We start from the raw sequence: 16,361 nt of genomic DNA on the forward strand, positions 1-16,361 counted from the left end.
GCCACCGGGCCGGCGCGGCGCAAACCTACTCTTTCTTGCCCGCCCGCCCAACGCCGCCGTCCGCGGGCGGCTCGTAGTCCACGGGCAGCAGCTCCCCGATTCGCTCAAAGCCCCAGTAGCCTTCCGTGAACACCGCCAGCGGGTCGAGCAGCTGGCCAGTGGGCGTAATTGCTATGGCCGGCAGCAGCAAGTGCAGCACCGACACCTGCTGCTCGGGCCGCGCGGCCGGCTCGCCCACGCGGTGGGGCAGGGCATAGGCCGGGTCGGGCGGTTCGCGCAGGTAGGTCACCTGTACTAGGTCGCGGAAGCGCAACAGCAGCGCGTGGCCGTCGGCGCTGGGGCGGCGCAGGCTGTCGGCGGGCAGGGGGCGGGTGTAGAGGTAGGCGTACTGGGGCGGCTCCCGCAGCCGCTGCAGCAGCGAGTCGGCCGGGTGCCACACCTCGCCGGCGTGGCGCTGGCGCTCCAAACTCAGCAGCGAATCGGCCCGCACCCAGCGCGGGTTGGGCACGCGGCGCAGGCGGTTGGCCACGAAGCCTTCCTCCGTTAATTGGCCGGTGCGCACGCTGCGCAGAAAGTGGGGCAAGGAGCCGCGGTACGCGGTGAGCCGGTTGGCGGCCCAGCGCGCCCGCCGCGCCGCGCTCTTGGTGGGCAACTCCTCGAACACCGGCCAGGCGTAGTACGACTGCACCTGCTCGCGGAAGTTGATTTGAAAGTGCAGGCCGTAGAACCGGATGCGGTAGCCCAGCGCCGCGTTATCGACCTGCAGGTAGTCGTAGGCTTCGGCCGTCAGCTCCCCGCTGCCCGGGTCGAAGTCCACGCGCACGCCGTCGGGGTTGCGGATGCGGCACTGCCCGGAAAACGCGGTGGTGCCCACAAACAGCTCCACGAAGCGCTGGTAGTCCTCGGGCCGGTTGCGGTGGGGCCGCACCACCACGCCCGCCAGCTGCTGACTGAGCGGCGCCGGCCGCAGCTGCACCGTGACGGGCGCCGCGCCCACCTGCACGCCCCGCCGGGCGAGGCGGTAGCCGAGGTAAGAGCACACCACGTCGTACGAACCCGCGGGCACGTTGGGCAGGGTGAAACGGCCTTGCGCGTCGGTGGTGGCGCCGCGGGTGGTGTTGGCCAAAAACACGCTGGCAAATGCCAGCGGCGCCTGCGTAAGGGAGTCGCGCACTTCGCCGCTGATGCTGGCCTGGGCCTGCGCGGCGCCCGGCAACGCCAGCGTGCCCAGCACTACCAGCAGCCAGCGCCACCCCAAGCGAAGCAATAGGCCGTGCATAAAGACTCGGGCAGGATGTGAGCCCCGCACCGGCGGCGTTAGCGTTTAAACAAGTGCATGCGCCCCGTCTTGCCCTGGCCGTTGGTGCCCACCAGCAAGTAGGCCCCCGGCCGCAGGCCCCGCAACGACAGCTGGGCCGTGCCGCCCGCTACCGCCGGCCAGCAAGCCACTTGGTGGCCCGACAAGTCGTAGAGGTACAGCGGGTGCGTGGTGGCGTAGGAGTTGGTGACGGTGAGCAGCTCGTCGTCGGTTACGGGGTTGGGCCAGGCGGCCAGGGCCGTCGGGGCGCCCAGCTCCAGCTCGGCAAAACTCCCGAGCCGCAGAAACAGGCCCTCGGTCACGTCGCCGGCCAGGAAGAACGAGCCGGGCGCGTCGCCGGGCAGCACGCTGGCCACGGAACCGCGGCCGGTGGCGTCGAGGTTGGTCACGGCCGGCTGGTTGGAGGCTTCCAGCTGCTGAATGGTGCCGTTCGGGTTGAGCAGGGCCAGGTAATGCGTGATGATGTGGCTGTTGCGCACCGTAAAGCCGCTCAGCAGCACTTCGCCGCTGGGCGAGGCCGCCCACTGCTCGGGGCTGAGCACATTCCCGTCGGGGGTAAACAAGTCGCGGGACCACTGCACCCCGCTCACGCCCAGCGAGAGGCGGTGCAGGTGGCCGTCGTAGGCCAGGAAGTCATTGCCGCCGAGGGCCAGCAGCTTCGTCGGGCCGATGTAGGAGCCGGGCAGCACCGTTTCGGCTCCGCGCACCCCGTCATCCGACACGAAGATGACCTTGGCCACGGCACTCGTGGCCGACAAGGAGGTGTAGCCGCTGGCGCCCACCAGCACGCCCCCCGGCTGCGGCAGCAAGGTGTTGATGACGGAGCGCACCACCGGCATGCCAAAATCCAGCGGCAGCAGCTGGCGCTGGGTGCCGTCGGCCTGCAGGTAGAGCAGCGAGGCCGCCATGCCGCGGTCCGAGAGGGCCACGACGAAGCCCTGGTGCGAGTCGTCGGGGGCCAGGTCGACGATGCGGCGCGAGCTGCCGCTGAAGTCGCGCGTCCAGCGAATCGGGCCGCGCGGCGTCAGCGCCACCAGCAAGTTCGGGCTGCCGAAATCCGTGGCCAGCGGCGAGTTGACCAAGCCGAGCAGCAGGTCGCCCCGGCCATTCTGGCTGGCGGCGCGCACGAAAATGTGGGGAAAGCCGGGCACGTCCAGCCGCTGCTCCCAGAGCTGGCGGCCGCGGGCGTCGGTGCGCACCAGCAGCAGGCGGCGCGGAGCCGGCTGGCTGCTGCTGGCTTGCTTGAGCAGTTCTTCGCCCACGAGCAGAAACCCGCCGTCGGGCTGGCGCAGGGCCTTGATGCACGACTGCGGTCGGGGGCCGGAATACAGCTGCTGCCAGCTCGGTTGGGCGGCGGCCGTGCGCAGCAGCAGCGCGCAGAGGGCGCTCAGCAGGATGCGAAGTGCAGAGGAGGGTAGCATGGACTCGATAGGCAGAATGGTAAATGCAACACGCTGGGCCCTAGGCCCGCCTAAATGTACGGCGGCCGCGAGCAGAAGGTACACGCCGGCTCGTTAACGCGCCGGGGCGCCCGCCGAGATGCGACGGGCGCCCCGGCGGCCAGTTGCGGGACGTTATTTGGATTTGCCGGGCGGCGCGGCGGGCGGCGTGGGCACGTAGTCGAAGGGCAGGAACTCCCCGATTTTCTCGAAGCCCCAGTACTCGCCTACCGACACGGCCAGCGGGTTGAGCAGGGAGCCGTCGGCCTGGATTTCGGCGCGGCGCCCGTTGAGCCGCAGCCGCGACACCTCGCGCAAGGCGGGGTAGGCCGTGCGCGAGGCGCCCAGCGGCGACATGGCCTGCTTGTAGCGCGGGTCGGGCGCTTCGCCGAAGTAGGCCACCTGCAGCTCGCCGGTGAAGTTCAGAAACACCCGCTTGCCGTCGGCCGACACCTGGCGGATGCTGTCGATGGGCAGGGCGGCGGGGTTGAGCGTGGCGTAGATGGGCGCCGAGCGGCTCCACAGCCGCAGCGAATCTTTCTCCGATTTGGTCAGGTCGCTGCCGTCGGGGTGGCGCTCCAGCAGCATCTGACGCAGGCTGTCGGTCTGGCCAAAGCGCTTGTTCACCGTCACCTTGATCTGCTGGGCCATGAAGTTTTCGGTGCGCAGGCGGTTGCGGTACACGCTGCGCAGAAAGTGCATAAACGAGCCGTTGTAGGCCTTCAGGCGGTTAGCGGCCCACAGCCTCTGCTGAGCCTCGTCCTTGGGCTTCATTTCCTCGAACACCGGCTGTCCGTAGTACGACACGGAGCCGTCCTCGGGGTCGTAGCTAAACTCCAGGCCGAAGTACTTCAGGCGGTAGCCCAGCGCGTCGTTGTCGACCTGCAAATACTCCTTGGCCCGGGCCCGCAGCTGTTTGTCCTCCTCGTCGAAGAAAACGCGCACGGCCTCGGGGTTGCTCACGTGGCACTGCTCCGAAAACTGCGAGCCGCCCAGAAACAGGTCGGAAAACTGCTTGTACTCCTCCGGCTTGTTGGGCTCGGGCTTGATGACGACCTCGCCCAGGCTGTTGCCCACCGGCGAGAGCAGCAGGGTGAACTGCTGCGAGGGCCCGCTCATGGTCACGCTTTGCTTGGAAAGGCGGTAGCCCACGTAGGAGCAGACCATGTCGTAGGTGCCGTTGGGCACCCGGCTGATTTCAAACTTGCCTTGGTCCGTGGTCGACGAGCCGAAGGTGGTGTTGGCCAAAAACACGCTGGCAAACGCCAGCGGCTCCTTGGTGAGCGAGTCGAGTACGACGCCGCTAAACCGGTTCTGTGCCTGGGCCGCCGCGCCGACGAGCAGCAGGCAACCCAGTAAAAACATCCGCAAAGAATTCTTCATGCAAAGGGGAAATACAAAATCAGGGCCAGCCCGGCAGAGGCCGCCCATAGAACGAACAGCCGGCGCAGAACGTCATGTCGAGCCCCGCAGGATATCTCGCGTGCTGATGTCGAACAATCCAAGCCCGTCCTGGCGAGCTTGTCGAGACATCTCGCCAGATAGTAACCCTCTGTTGAGGTTACTACTTGGCGTCAGCACGCGAAATTCCACGGCTGCGCTCAGTATGACGCTCCGGAGGGTATCGTTCAACGAAGCAACAAAACCCAATTCGTCCGCAACGACGCTCAAAAAGGCTTTTGGCTGCCCGGCTAGCCGCCAATCAGGTGGGCCCGGGCTGCGTCGGCGTCCTTGGCCAGCTGCGCCTTGAGCGCGTCGAGGCCACTGAACTTCTGCTCGTCGCGCAGGCGGGCCACAAACTGCACCGTCAGCGGCTGGTCGTACAGGTCGCCGTCGAAGTCGAGCAAGTGCGCCTCCACGGTCTCCTGCAAGTCGCCGCCCACAGTGGGCCGCACGCCGATGTTGAGCATGGCCGGGTGCCGGGTGCCGGCCGCCGTGGTGGCCATGACGGCGTACACGCCGCGGCCCGGCACCAGCTTCAACGTTTCTTCGCAGCGAATATTGGCCGTGGGGTAGCCAATGGTGCGCCCCAGCTGCTGGCCGCGCACCACCGTGCCCGTGAAGGGGTAGTCGTAGCCGAGGTAGCGGGCGGCCGTAGCCACGTCGCCGGCTTCCAGGGCGCGGCGGATGCGGGTGCTGCTCACGCCCACCGCGTCCACGTCCTCGCGCGGAATTTCCTCAACTTCCAGCCCGTACTCGGCCGCGTGCTGCTGCAGGTACTCGAAGCTGCCCTCGCGGTTTTTGCCGAAGCGGTGGTCGTAGCCGATGACCAGCTTGCTGGTACCGACTTTGTCCAGCAGCAGTTCGCGGATGTACTGCTCGGAGGTCCACTGGGCGAATTCGCGGGTGAACGGCACGATAAGCAGGTAATCCACCCCGTACTGCTCCAGTTTCTCGATGCGCTCCTCCAGGGTGTTGAGCAGGTGCAGGGGCTTGGGGTCGGGGTGGGCGGGGGGCGGCGCCAGCACCAGGCGCGGGTGCGGCCAGTAGGTGATGACCACGCTCGGCCCGCCCGACAGCCGGGCTACTTCCTGCAAACGCTGCAGAATCTGCTGGTGGCCCAGGTGCACCCCGTCGAAGGTGCCGCTGGTAACCACGGCGTTGTGGAGGCGCGGAAATTCGGCGGGGTCGCGGACTACGTGCATGGCGGAAGGGGGACTGGTGGCACTCACGCGCCGGCCGGCGTCGTGCGCGGGTTCTTGAACGCAGGTAGGCCGCCGGTGGATTTGACAGCGTACCCTACCTAGGCTTACGGCGCTGCGAAAGTAGGCACAGCCCGCCAAAAGCGGCTGGCTCGGCCGTAACCTATTGTTCCGGGCGGAGCGAGGAAGCTGGGCAACCGCATGTTGCGCCGGCTTCCTCGCTCCGCCCGGAACGCTGTTGCTTGCCGCGAAATGAGTCGTTACTCGGTCGTTTCGTCCGCCGGGGCATCGGCTGCCGCGGCCTGCTGGGTGGCATCGTAGTGCTCCAGGCCCAGGCGGCGCTCCGGGCGGGGCGTACGCTCCCGGCGGGGCCGCTCGGCTTCGCCCTCGGGCCGCGGCGGGCGGCGGGCTTCGATGTCGGCCATGCTCAACGCGTTTTCCAGGCGGTACTCGCCGATGCGGGTGCGCACGAGCCGGGTGAGGTGGGCGCCGCAGCCCAGCAGCTCGCCAAAGTCGCGGGCGAGGCTGCGGATGTAGGTGCCCTTGGAGCACACGATGCGGAAATGCACGTCGGCCCCGTCGATTTCGGGCAGCTCGAAGGCTTTGATGTCGACCTGCTTGCTCTTGATTTCGGCCGTGTCGCCGCGGCGGGCCACTTCGTAGGCCCGCTCGCCGTTGATTTTTACGGCCGAAAACAGCGGCGGCGTCTGCTCGATTAGGCCGGTGAGCTGGGCAGCGGCGGCCAGCAGGTCTTCGCGCGTGAGGTGCTGCCAGGGCCGCTCCGCGTCGACGGCCGTTTCCAGGTCAAACGACGGGGTGGTCTGGCCCAGGCGGAACACGCCGGTGTACTCCTTTTCCTGGGCCTGAATCTGGTCAATGGTCTTGGTCTTCTTGCCTGTGCAGAGGATGAGCAGGCCGGTGGCCAGCGGGTCCAGCGTGCCGGCGTGGCCGATTTTGCGCGGCTTCAGGGCGTACTTCACCTTCTTCACCACGTCGAACGAGGTCCAGCGCAGGGGCTTGTCGATGAGCAGCACTTCGCCGGGTTCCTGCTCGGGCTGGGGCACCTGCGGCTTGCGGGGGGGCTGACTCATACTAGTTGCAGGGAAATGTTCAGGGCCAGCATCAGCAGCAGCAGGCCGCCTACGATGATGCGGTACACGCCGAAAGCGCGGAAGCCGTAGCGGGCCACGAAACCCACGAACAAGCGAATGGCCAGCAGTGCCACCACGAAGGCCACCGCGTTGCCGAGCAGCAGCAGCTTGATTTCCTGGGCCGAAAACAGGTTGCTCAGGTCGTGGCCCTGGGCGTGGGCTTCCTTGTAGTAGTCGTAGAGGTCCTTGGCGGCGGCGGCGGCCATGGTGGGCATGGCCAGGAAGAAGGCAAACTCGGCCGCGGCGCGGCGGGTCAGCTTCTGCGAGAGGCCGCCGATGATGGTAGCAGCCGAGCGGCTCACGCCCGGCACCACGGCAATGCACTGAAAGCAGCCAATGATAAACGCCTCGCGCCAGCCGGGATTGGTGACGGGGTGGCCGCCTTCCTGCGGGTCTTCCTGCGGAAACAGCCGGTCGATGAACAGCAATACGATGCCGCCCAGCAGCAAGCTCACGCCCACCGTTGTCACCGACTCCAGCAGGGCGTCGATGTACTTCTTCAGAAACGCGCCCACCACCACGATGGGCAGAAAGGCCACCAGCAGCTTCAGGTAGAAGTCGAAGCTCTGGAAAAAGCGCCGCCAGTACACCACCAGCACCGACAGGATGGCGCCGAGCTGAATGACCACCAAGTAGAGCTTGGTGAAGGCCGTGGGCGGAATGCCCAGCAGGGCCGAGGCAATAATCATGTGCCCGGTGCTCGACACGGGCAAAAACTCAGTCAGCCCCTCGACAATGGCCAGGAGCACGGCATGCCAGTAATTCATTTAGCAGGGCTTAGCGGCGCTGGTAGGTGGGCGGCGTGGTCGGGGCCACCGGCGTCACGGGAGCCGTCGGGCCGGCCGGTGCTACGGGCGCGCCGGGCGTCACCACCTGATTGACTACCGGGGCCGGGCCCGATTTGGCCATGATGGCGAAAAACTCCACCACAAAGCCTGCCGCCAGCAGCAGCGGGCCCAGCGTCAGGCCCAAAAATCCTTCGCCGTAATCAGCGCCGTCGAGGCTCATGGTGATGAAACCGGCGGCCAGCAGGGCCAGCCCGATGAACATCAGGCGGTAGTTGCGCGGCCCGAAGGCGAAGCGGGGAGAAGGCGTGGACATAGAAATAGCAGTCGGGAAAAGCAAAGGTAAGCGGCCGGGGGCGGACGCCGCCGATGACGCGCCAGATGGGCGCACCACAAAATTAGTTGCTTCGGCCCGGAAAGAACGCGCTAGCGCCAACTCAGTCGGCGCGGAAACCACTGGAGGTCATGCCGGGAGCAGCCGAGGCCTCTTGCTCGGATGCTAATCTGCCTGGTTTACTAGCTAGCGTCAGCCCGCGAGATGCTTCGACAAGCTCGATAGGACGTTGGAATCGTGTTCTAGGCCCGTCGAATGTCTATGGGCTCGTCAATACAGCTCGTCCAGCGACATGCGCAGGTACTTGCGCACGGCCCGGTAGGAGCTGAAAAAGCCGATAACGCCGCCCAGCACCAGCAGCACCAGCAGCACCGCGCCGATGAGCCGGTCGTCGCGCAGCAGGGCCAGCTCGTCGAATTCGTAGTACGCGTATTGGAGCAGGGCCAGCAGCAGCAGCGCAGCCAGTGCCCCGCTCAGCACGCCTTGCCAGGTGGCGCGGCGCAGGAAGGGCTTCTGGATAAACCAGGCCGTGGCGCCCACCAGCTGCATGGAGCGGATGAGGAAGCGCTGCGAGAACAGGGCCAGCTTGATGGTATTGTTGATGAGCACGGCCACCACCAGCAGCAAAATCACCGCGAAGCCGAGCAGCACCAGGCTGATTTTGCGGATGTTCTGGTTGACCGACGTAATCAGCGTTTGCGGGTAGGTCACCTCGAACACGCCCTGCTGCTGCTGCAAATCCTGGCTGATGCGCCGCAGCTGGCTGGAATCGGCAAACTCCGGGTTGAGCTTCAGGATGTAGGCGTCGCGCAGCGGGTTGTCGCCGAGCAGGGCCACCGGGTCCTCGCCGGTGCGGTCGATGAACTGCTTCACGCCCTCTTCCTTCGATAGAAAGCGCACCTGCGGCTGGTTTTGGCGGTAGGCAATGTAGGGCTTCTGGGCCAGCGTCCGTTGCAGGCGCAACAGCTGTGTTTCGGGCAGGTTGCGCTCCAAAAACACCTGCACCTCCAGGTTTTCCTTCACCACGCCCGAAATCTTGTGCGCGTGCACCAGCAAGAGCCCGAACAAGCCCACCACCAGCAGGGCCATGGTAATGCTGAACATCACCATGGTGTAGGGGTAGGAGCCAAGCTTCTTCTTGCGGGCGGGGCGGAACTGGGGCATCGAAGGGTAAAGGTAAGTTGTGAATTTGTGAAGGGTGAAATTGTGAATGGAGGTTCTGCCAATTCACAATTTCACCCTTCACAAATTCACCTTTGACTAGAGGGCCGTGCGCGGGTCGTCGTCGATGATGAGCTGCTCGCGGGCTTTGCGGCGGGCCTGCTCGCGGCGGCGCAGGCGCTTACGGGCAAACAGCTCCTGCAGGTTGTCGAACTGCTCGGTGTGCACCACCGAGAGGCCGGCGCGGGCCTGGTTCTGCACGCCGATGTCGCGCGGGGTGGTTTCGTAGCGCAGCCGCACGCGGAACTTGCCGTCCTGGCGCAGGAAGTACTCCAGCCCGATGTCGCCGATGAGCGAGGTCTGAGCGGGGGTGATGCCGGGCGTGGGCGTGGCGGTGCTGTTGCTGCTGATGCCGCCGAAGCGCGTGACGCGCAAACGACCCTGCAATAGGCTGTAGCTCAGGCGCACCTGCAGGTTGCGCAGCTCTTCCTGGGTCACGCCGTCGAGGTTGAAGGCAATTTCCAGGTTCTGGTCGATCTGGGAGGTGAGCAGGCCCAGTTGCGTCGACAGAATCTGCCCCAGGCTGTTTTGCACGGCATTCGAGCCGCTGGTCAGGGCCGCGTTGTTGAAACCGCCGGGCTGGGTGAGCTGCCGGAACAAGAGCAGCGAAAACACCTGCCGGTTCAGCTCCTGCTCGTCGTTGCGGATGTTGGAGAGGAAGGAAGTCAGCGGGCCTTCCACCGAGGAGGGCGCGTCGTTGAACTCCAGTCCGAGCTGAATGCGCGGCAGCAGCATGTCGCCGGTTAGGTGCATCACGGCCGTCACGCTGGCGTACACGTTGCCGCTTTCGGTGTCGGTGCTGCCCGTGCCCAGGATGGGGGCCAGCGAGGTGCGCTGGGTGTAGGCCGCCGTCACGTCCATCTGGCCCTGCATCGGGTCGCCGTTCCAGGTGAGCGTGCCGCCCGGTCGCACCTGAAACTCTTTGTTGACCAGGCCCTCCAAAGTGAAGTTGTAGGCCCCGCGCACCACTTCCAGCTGCCCGAACATGTTGAACTCGCCGCGGGTATCGATGGCCAGGCGCAGCTGCCCGGTGGCCGAGCCGCGGATAACGTCGCCGGTCGTCTCGTCCAGAATCACCTCCATGTAGGCGTCGGGCGTCACGTCGAAGGTGGCATTGAGCAGGATGCCCGAGAGGTCCACCGGCGGCTTCGAAGCGGCTATGGAATCCTGCTTTTCGATGGGCAGGTTGCGGTTGACGAATTTGATGTAGCTGGCCTGCTGCACCGTGGTAGCGTTGTCGAGCGGCAGCGAGAGGCGCGTGCCCGATTCGCTACGGGCCCGCACGTTTATCACCAGGTTGTCGACGGGCCCGGTCACGGAAGCGTCGCCGGTGGCGTAGGCCGTGCCGAAGTACAGCTCGTTTTGGCGGCGGGTGGTGTTGAGTACCTGCATGCGCCGGAAGTTGGCCTTCAGGGCCAAGCGCATGTTGTTGAAGCCGTTGTGGTAAATCGAGCCGTCGAGCGTGCCTTGGTTGCCGAGCACGTCGCGCAGCTTGATGTTGCGGAACACCATGCGGTCCTCGAAGAAGCGAATCTGGTCCTCGAAGGTGTAAGTCGTGTTCAGGTAGGCAAACGTCAGCTGCCCCTTCGTCACGTCGACGGTGCCGCGCAGGGAAGGCGCCGAAAACGGCCCCGTGAGGCGCAAGGTGCCGCGGCCGGTGCCGCCGAGGTTGACCAGCACGCCGGCCAGGAAAGGCTCGGCCAGCTTGATGGGCGCGTCGTTGAGCACGCCGGTCAGGTTCAGCTGGTCGTCGGGCGCACCGGTGGGCGCGATGGTGCCGGCCACGCTCAGCACGTTCTGCCCGTCGCGCACCACCGAGAGGTTGGTGCCCAGGCGGCTGGCGGCGTTGTCCCAGTTGGCCACGCCCGCCACGTTGCCGATGAGGGTGTTGTCGAAGTACAGCGAATCCACCGTCAGGCGGGCGGCCGACACCAGTTGCCCAAACACCCCGCGCACGTCGCCGCTGGCATTCACGCGGCCGCGCATGTTCTGGTTGGTCAGCGGGGCCAGGGTGGCCAGCTCCAGATCCTTCACCTCCAGGTGCAGAGTGCGCGAGGGGTCGTCGGATACCTCGCCGGTGGCCAGAATCAGCTGGTGGCCGTTCGAGAGCGAGAAATTGGGCACCGTAATTTCGTGCCCCCCCCCGGCAATGACGATGGCGTTGTCCTGGGCAATAGTCCACTCGCGCCCCAGCAGGTTCACACCCGACTGGCGGAACACGATTTGCACCGCGTTGGGCAGAAAATCCAGCGCCCCGTTGATCTGAGCGCGGTTGGTGGTGCCCGTCTGGGCCAGCGAGGAGGAGAAGTTGATTTTGTCCTGGTCCCACACGCCTTCCACGTAAAACTGCTCGGTGCGGCCCAGGCCCGGCAGGCGCTGCCGGGTGCTGGTCACGCTGGCCTGGGCCAGCACGTCGGGCGCGTCGGGCAGCTTCGACGTCAGCAGGTCAAACGACACCTGCTCGGCCCGGATACTGTCGTACTGCACCGCTTTGGCCGTGCCGCCGAGCTGCAGAATGGACGTGGCCCCGTTGCGAAACGAGCCTTCGATGTGGGTGGAGTCGCTGACGGTGAGCTGGGGCACGAACACGTGCAGCAGCGGGTTAGGCCGCTTCAGGTCCAGCGTCAGGTCGATGTTGTAGTCGGGAATGGTCTGGCGGCGCTTGCGGCGGTAGTAGGCCTCGGTGGCGCGGGCGTCGCCCTCGAAGTTCAGGCGGTACTCCTCGATAAGCTGCTGCACGTCGCTGAGCGCCTGCGAGAACTGGTAGTTGCCGCGGGCGCGCAGGCGAAACGCCTCCGAGCGCATGGCCAATAGCCGGTCCCCCTCGCGGCGGGTGGCCAGCAGGTCGAGCGTGTCGAGGTGCACCGAGCGGCCGTCCACGGTCAGGCGGGTGTCGCGCAAGTGGATGCGGCCCAGCAGCTCGTCCAGGGTCAGGCCCTGGAAGCGCACGTCGGCCTGGGTGCTCACCACGATGGACTGGCTGGTGATGCCTAGGGCCCGCAGGTCGGCGCGGCGCACGTCGCCGACGAGGTCAAACGCCTGCCGGCCGCGGCCCCAGTTCACGTTGCCTTCCCCGGTCATCTGCAGGTTCGGGTCGTTGATGTCGATGCGGCCGTCGAATTCCTGGCGGGTCACGCGGCCGTTGGTCACCTTGATGTTGCGGTAGCGGTAGCCCTTCACCCACACCGAGGCAATGTCGGCCGTGGCGTTGACGCGGGCGGCGTCGGGGTCGAAGCCCACGCCCGACACCTTGCCGTTAACGGCCACGTCGCGGATAACCGATTCGTCGCCGAGCAGCTTGCCGAGCTGGAAGCCGGCGGTGCGCACGGTGCCCTCGTAGCTGGAGTTGCGCGGGTCGTTCTTGAACTTCAGGTTTACGTCGGCCGTCACGTCGCCCAGGCGGGTGTTGAAGTTGCCGTTGGCCACGAAGTCGTTGTAGAACCCGAGAAACTGCCCGTTCAAGGTGACGGTGCCCACGCGCTCAAAATAGGGCCAGACCGAGGCCGGCAGCACCGGCTTCAGGTCTTTGGGGTTGACCACCGTGCCCGGCCGCAGGCGCAGCTCGGCAAAGGTTTCCTTCCACTCGGGCAGGCCCTGGGCCGAGATGTTGCCGATGATGTGGGTGCCGCCGTTGCTGTAGCGCAAATCGAGGTTTTTGGCCGCGAAGTCGCGCACGTAGCCCTTGGCCTCGCCCGAAATGGCTACTTCTTCGCCCCAGCCCCAGAGCTGCGGGGCAAACAGGGCAATGTCGTCGGCGTACACGCGGCTGGGCTTGAGCCGCGCCGTCACCTTCACCGAGTCGTTGAAATCGGTGAAATTCAGAAAGTGCTGGTAGTCGAAACGGACGTAGTCGGAGAGGTGCGAGCGGCCCACGCGCAAATTCAGCTTCTGGAATTCCCAGAACTTGGTGGCGTAGGTCATGTCGGCCGTCAGCTCGCGCAGCCGCGTCTTAGAGGGAATATCAATGGCCCGCAGCCCGTCGACCTGGGCGTGAATCGTGTCGCCGCGAAACCAGATCTGCGAGAGGTCGGCGTACACGCTGTCGATGTACATGTGGGCGTAGTCCATGGACTTGCCGTACTCCGGCACCCGCGGCTCGTCCTTGCGGTCGAGCACGAAGCGGGCGTTGCGCAGGCCCACTTGCTCCACTTTGAAGTCGAAGGGCTGGCTGGTCTTGGTCGTGTCCGGAGCGCCGAGCAGGCGCTTGAAGGCCGTCAGAAACTCGTCGAGGTTGGTTTCCTTGTTGGGCGAGTTGGGGTAGGTCACCAGCTCGAAGCGCGGCTCCGTGAGGGTAACTTTGCTGAGGTAGAGCTTGTTGGGCGAGAAGACGGAGAAGGTGCTGATGTCGGCCTCCAGCTCCCCGATGTAGAAAAGGTTGCCGCCGCGCTTGTCGAGCACCTGCACCCGCTCCAGCACCACCTTGGTAAACGGCCGGATGTCGACGCGGCCGATGCTGACGGGCTGCTGCAGCTTGTCGGAGAGGATGGTGGCCGCGCGCTGGGCCACCTCCGTCTGCACCGCCGGCACGCGCAAGGCCAGCACGGCCGCCCCGAGCAGCAGCGCCAGCAGCAGCACGAGCCCGAGCAGGACCTTCAGGATGACCTTTATAACTTGCACGCGGGTTGGGGCGGAAGAAAGACGAGTCGGCGGCACTGAGCCCCGGCACGAAGACGTAAACGACGCCGGGATGGATGCTTATACGCCCCGACCCAACGGATATTCTGCAAAAAAAGCCAATTAGCGGTGAAATGGTGACATAGCGAAATCGGGAGGGCCGTTCTGGCGGCGCCAACTGCGCGGCTGCGGCCTCCCGAGCATCCGCTCACCAGTTCCCCAATTCATCCTCTCACCATGGAGCACCCAATCATTCTGGCCATCGAGTCGTCGTGCGACGACACGGGGGCGGCCGTCATTGCCGGGGGCAATATTCTGGCCAACGTGGTGGCCTCGCAGCAGGTTCACGAGCAATTCGGCGGCGTGGTACCCGAATTGGCCTCGCGTGCCCACCAGCAGCACATCCTGCCGGTGGTGCAGGCGGCGCTGACCAAGGCCGGCATCCACAAGGAAGACCTCGACGCGGTGGCCTTCACCCAGGGGCCCGGCCTGCTCGGCTCCTTGCTGGTCGGCGGCATGTTTGCCAAGAGCTTCGCCCTGGCCCTGGGCAAGCCGCTGATTGCCGTCAACCACATGCAGGCCCACATCCTGGCGCACTTCATCGAGGAGCCGCGGCCAGCCTTTCCCATTCTGTGCCTCACGGTGAGCGGCGGCCACACCCAACTGGTCATCGTGCGCAGCCCCATGGACATGGAAATCATCGGCCAGACCCAGGACGACGCCGCCGGCGAAGCCTTCGACAAAACGGCCAAGCTGCTCGGCCTGCCGTACCCCGGCGGCCCCCGCCTCGACAAGCTGGCCCAGCAGGGCGACCCGCTGCGCTTTCCGTTCCCGGTGAACCAGATGCCCGGCTACGACTTCTCCTTTAGCGGGGTGAAAACGGCCGTGATGTACTTCCTGCGCCAGCAAACCCAGCAGAACCCGAAGTTCATCGAGGAAAACCTGGCCGACCTCTGCGCCAGCATTCAGCACACCATCCTGCAGACGCTCATCCGCCAGCTGCGCCGCGCCGCCAAGGACTACGGCCTGACCAACATTGCCATTGCCGGCGGCGTGGCCGCCAACTCCGGCCTGCGCGCCGAGCTGCAGCGCCTCGCCGACGAGCTGGGCTGGCAGGTGTTTATTCCCGCCTTTCAGTACTGCACTGACAACGCCGGCATGATTGCCATGACCGCGCACTTTCAGTACGAGGCCGGCGACTTCGCCACCCAGCTAGCCAGCCCCGACCCGCGGCTGAAGCTGGCGTAAGGGAGCTGGAGCTCGAATAAGAACGTCATGCTGAGCTTGCCGAAGCATCTCTACCGCTTCGTTGCTTTATGAATTGCCATCAATGGAACACCCTGCAATTAACTTGATCAGCAATTCAGGGCTTGTTCTTCGGCATTTTGGATACTGGCCAAGTTTACATGATGCGGTAACCGAAAGAGTTTCTTTCGAAGTAAAACCGCCAGCATTTCGGGCATCTGCAATCTTTCTCATTGCTGCTTGCGAAACAACCGATGAGGTTGACGAAGATGGGAGTTACAACCAAGTGAAGCATTGTAACATTGAACTTCAATTCACGGGCATACAGGAAATGAATTTTGCTCTTGATCATCAACCTGTAGTTTTTGGAATGCGCTTCGAAGGGAATGAACAGAATATCAAGTGTATCTACTCGTCATCTGCTGGGACAGGTATTATAGTTGCAGAAGATACTCTAGTGCTGAGCTTAACTCCAACGAAGCGGTAGAGATGCTCCGACTGCGCTCAGCATGACGTTCTAGATTTACAAGAATGCACAACCCCTTCCGCCCCGGCGACCAGCAAACCCACCGCTACACGGTCGTGGCGGCCGACTTCGCCGCGTTTGAGGCTGGCGGCGGGCTGGTGCACCCGGTGCTGAGCACCTTCGCCCTGGCGCGCGAGATGGAGTGGGTTGGGCGCCTGTTCGTGCTGCAAATGCGCGAAGCGGGGGAGGAGGGCATCGGCACCCGGGTGGAGGTGCAGCACCACGCCCCGGCTTTCGAGGGCGAAACCGTGGAGCTGACTGCTACCTTTGCCGCCCTCGACGGCCGCGAGCTGACCTGCACCGTAGAAGCCCGGGTGGGCGCGCGGCTGGTGGCCACCGGCCGCACCGGTCAGCGCATCGTCGACAAAGCCAAGCTCGAAGCCCGCTTTGCCGCCCTGCGCGCCGCCAGCTAAGCCCGTTTTCCGTTTACCTTCCCAACGCAACGGCGGCTTCGGCCGCGCCGCTGCTTGTTTTCCCGCGACTCCCGATCTGCATCATGGCTAAAGCCAAAGAAACCGCCCCGCGCAACGTCAACATCCAAAACCGCCGGGCCGGCTACGAATATTCCTTTCTCGCCAAATACACCGCCGGCATGGTGCTGGTCGGCACCGAAATCAAGAGCCTGCGCGTCGGCAACGCCAACATCACCGACGGCTACTGCACCTTCGGCTCGAACGGCACCCTGTGGCTGCACGGCGTGACCATTGCGCAATACACCCAGGGCACCTACAACAACCACGAGCCCACCCGCCCGCGCCAGCTGCTGCTCACCAAAAAGGAAATGCGCCAGCTGCACGACAAAAGCCAGGAGCAGGGCCTGACCATCATCCCGCTGCGCATTTTCATCGGCGAGCGGGGCTTTGCCAAGGTGGAAATTGCCCTGGCCAAGGGCAAAAAGCTCTTCGACAAGCGCGAAGACATCAAAGCCCGCGACGTGAAGCGGGAGATGGACCGCAGCCAATACTAGCGCAAGCGTAAGCAGACGGTTCATCCCGTAGTCATTGCGAGCGAAGCGCGGCAATCGTTCCTCTCGTGGCACCGCCGACGCAATCCTTACCAACCGAAAACAGCCCCGCCAGAAACCAG

13 protein-coding genes are annotated in these 16,361 nt (G+C 65.1%); 4 read left to right on the forward strand and 9 right to left on the reverse strand.

Annotation, left to right across the window (positions count from 1 at the left end):
* Positions 1-25: 25 nt before the first annotated feature.
* From LJ737_RS09070 to LJ737_RS27110, 9 genes are all read right to left on the reverse strand, one after another.
* Positions 26-1,279 (reverse strand): carboxypeptidase-like regulatory domain-containing protein, encoded by a 1,254-nt coding sequence (locus tag LJ737_RS09070; RefSeq protein ID WP_227764879.1) that lies wholly within the window; start codon positions 1,277-1,279, stop codon positions 26-28.
* Between the two features lie 38 nt (positions 1,280-1,317).
* Complete coding sequence (locus LJ737_RS09075; protein WP_227764881.1) at positions 1,318-2,739, reverse strand: T9SS type A sorting domain-containing protein; 1,422 nt, start codon at positions 2,737-2,739, stop codon at positions 1,318-1,320.
* 153 nt (positions 2,740-2,892) lie between these two features.
* Positions 2,893-4,140: a carboxypeptidase-like regulatory domain-containing protein gene (locus LJ737_RS09080; protein WP_227764883.1), complete on the reverse strand. Its 1,248-nt coding sequence runs from the start codon at positions 4,138-4,140 to the stop codon at positions 2,893-2,895.
* Positions 4,141-4,448: 308 nt separating this feature from the next.
* Positions 4,449-5,402, reverse strand: a complete 954-nt coding sequence (locus tag LJ737_RS09085; protein ID WP_227764885.1) for a bifunctional riboflavin kinase/FAD synthetase — start codon at positions 5,400-5,402, stop codon at positions 4,449-4,451.
* Between the two features lie 257 nt (positions 5,403-5,659).
* A complete protein-coding gene (gene truB / locus LJ737_RS09090) occupies positions 5,660-6,490 on the reverse strand; it encodes a tRNA pseudouridine(55) synthase TruB (protein WP_227764886.1) in 831 nt (276 codons plus the stop codon).
* Entirely contained in the window at positions 6,487-7,317 is an 831-nt protein-coding gene (locus LJ737_RS09095) for an undecaprenyl-diphosphate phosphatase (RefSeq protein ID WP_227764888.1), read from the reverse strand. The genes truB and LJ737_RS09095 overlap by 4 nt, the downstream gene beginning before the upstream one ends.
* Before the next feature lie 10 nt (positions 7,318-7,327).
* A complete protein-coding gene (locus tag LJ737_RS09100; RefSeq protein ID WP_227764890.1) occupies positions 7,328-7,651 on the reverse strand; it encodes a DUF3098 domain-containing protein in 324 nt (107 codons plus the stop codon).
* A 288-nt stretch (positions 7,652-7,939) separates the two neighbouring features.
* Positions 7,940-8,833: a cell division protein FtsX gene (locus tag LJ737_RS09105; protein WP_227764892.1), complete on the reverse strand. Its 894-nt coding sequence runs from the start codon at positions 8,831-8,833 to the stop codon at positions 7,940-7,942.
* 96 nt (positions 8,834-8,929) lie between these two features.
* Positions 8,930-13,507, reverse strand: coding sequence for a translocation/assembly module TamB domain-containing protein (locus tag LJ737_RS27110; protein ID WP_227764894.1), 4,578 nt, complete (start codon positions 13,505-13,507; stop codon positions 8,930-8,932).
* 234 nt (positions 13,508-13,741) lie between these two features.
* On the opposite strand from LJ737_RS27110, the gene tsaD reads away from it, so the two are divergent.
* From tsaD to smpB, 4 genes are all read left to right on the forward strand, one after another.
* The gene (gene tsaD / locus LJ737_RS09115) at positions 13,742-14,752 is read left to right on the forward strand and encodes a tRNA (adenosine(37)-N6)-threonylcarbamoyltransferase complex transferase subunit TsaD (protein WP_227764896.1); all 1,011 of its coding nucleotides are present in this window, start codon (positions 13,742-13,744) and stop codon (positions 14,750-14,752) included.
* Between the two features lie 82 nt (positions 14,753-14,834).
* Positions 14,835-15,236, forward strand: a complete 402-nt coding sequence (locus LJ737_RS09120; RefSeq protein ID WP_227764898.1) for a hypothetical protein — start codon at positions 14,835-14,837, stop codon at positions 15,234-15,236.
* Between the two features lie 44 nt (positions 15,237-15,280).
* A complete protein-coding gene (locus tag LJ737_RS09125) occupies positions 15,281-15,688 on the forward strand; it encodes a thioesterase family protein (RefSeq protein ID WP_227764900.1) in 408 nt (135 codons plus the stop codon).
* Between the two features lie 83 nt (positions 15,689-15,771).
* On the forward strand, positions 15,772-16,242 hold the full coding sequence (gene smpB / locus LJ737_RS09130; RefSeq protein ID WP_227764902.1) for an SsrA-binding protein SmpB: 471 nt from the start codon (positions 15,772-15,774) through the stop codon (positions 16,240-16,242).
* Positions 16,243-16,361 lie beyond the last annotated feature (119 nt).

This window comes from Hymenobacter sp. 15J16-1T3B, from assembly GCF_020711235.1.
Taxonomy (GTDB): Bacteria; Bacteroidota; Bacteroidia; order Cytophagales; family Hymenobacteraceae; genus Solirubrum.

What these genes read in the sequence shown, in the direction of transcription:
- LJ737_RS09070 (WP_227764879.1), bottom strand. Translation starts at nt 1,279, where the DNA reads ATGCACGGCCTATTGCTTCGCTTGGGGTGGCGCTGGCTGCTGGTAGTG.
- LJ737_RS09075 (WP_227764881.1), bottom strand. Translation starts at nt 2,739, where the DNA reads ATGCTACCCTCCTCTGCACTTCGCATCCTGCTGAGCGCCCTCTGCGCG.
- LJ737_RS09080 (WP_227764883.1), bottom strand. Translation starts at nt 4,140, where the DNA reads ATGAAGAATTCTTTGCGGATGTTTTTACTGGGTTGCCTGCTGCTCGTC.
- LJ737_RS09085 (WP_227764885.1), bottom strand. Translation starts at nt 5,402, where the DNA reads ATGCACGTAGTCCGCGACCCCGCCGAATTTCCGCGCCTCCACAACGCC.
- truB (WP_227764886.1), bottom strand. Translation starts at nt 6,490, where the DNA reads ATGAGTCAGCCCCCCCGCAAGCCGCAGGTGCCCCAGCCCGAGCAGGAA.
- LJ737_RS09095 (WP_227764888.1), bottom strand. Translation starts at nt 7,317, where the DNA reads ATGAATTACTGGCATGCCGTGCTCCTGGCCATTGTCGAGGGGCTGACT.
- LJ737_RS09100 (WP_227764890.1), bottom strand. Translation starts at nt 7,651, where the DNA reads ATGTCCACGCCTTCTCCCCGCTTCGCCTTCGGGCCGCGCAACTACCGC.
- LJ737_RS09105 (WP_227764892.1), bottom strand. Translation starts at nt 8,833, where the DNA reads ATGCCCCAGTTCCGCCCCGCCCGCAAGAAGAAGCTTGGCTCCTACCCC.
- tsaD (WP_227764896.1), top strand. Translation starts at nt 13,742, where the DNA reads ATGGAGCACCCAATCATTCTGGCCATCGAGTCGTCGTGCGACGACACG.
- LJ737_RS09120 (WP_227764898.1), top strand. Translation starts at nt 14,835, where the DNA reads ATGGAACACCCTGCAATTAACTTGATCAGCAATTCAGGGCTTGTTCTT.
- LJ737_RS09125 (WP_227764900.1), top strand. Translation starts at nt 15,281, where the DNA reads ATGCACAACCCCTTCCGCCCCGGCGACCAGCAAACCCACCGCTACACG.
- smpB (WP_227764902.1), top strand. Translation starts at nt 15,772, where the DNA reads ATGGCTAAAGCCAAAGAAACCGCCCCGCGCAACGTCAACATCCAAAAC.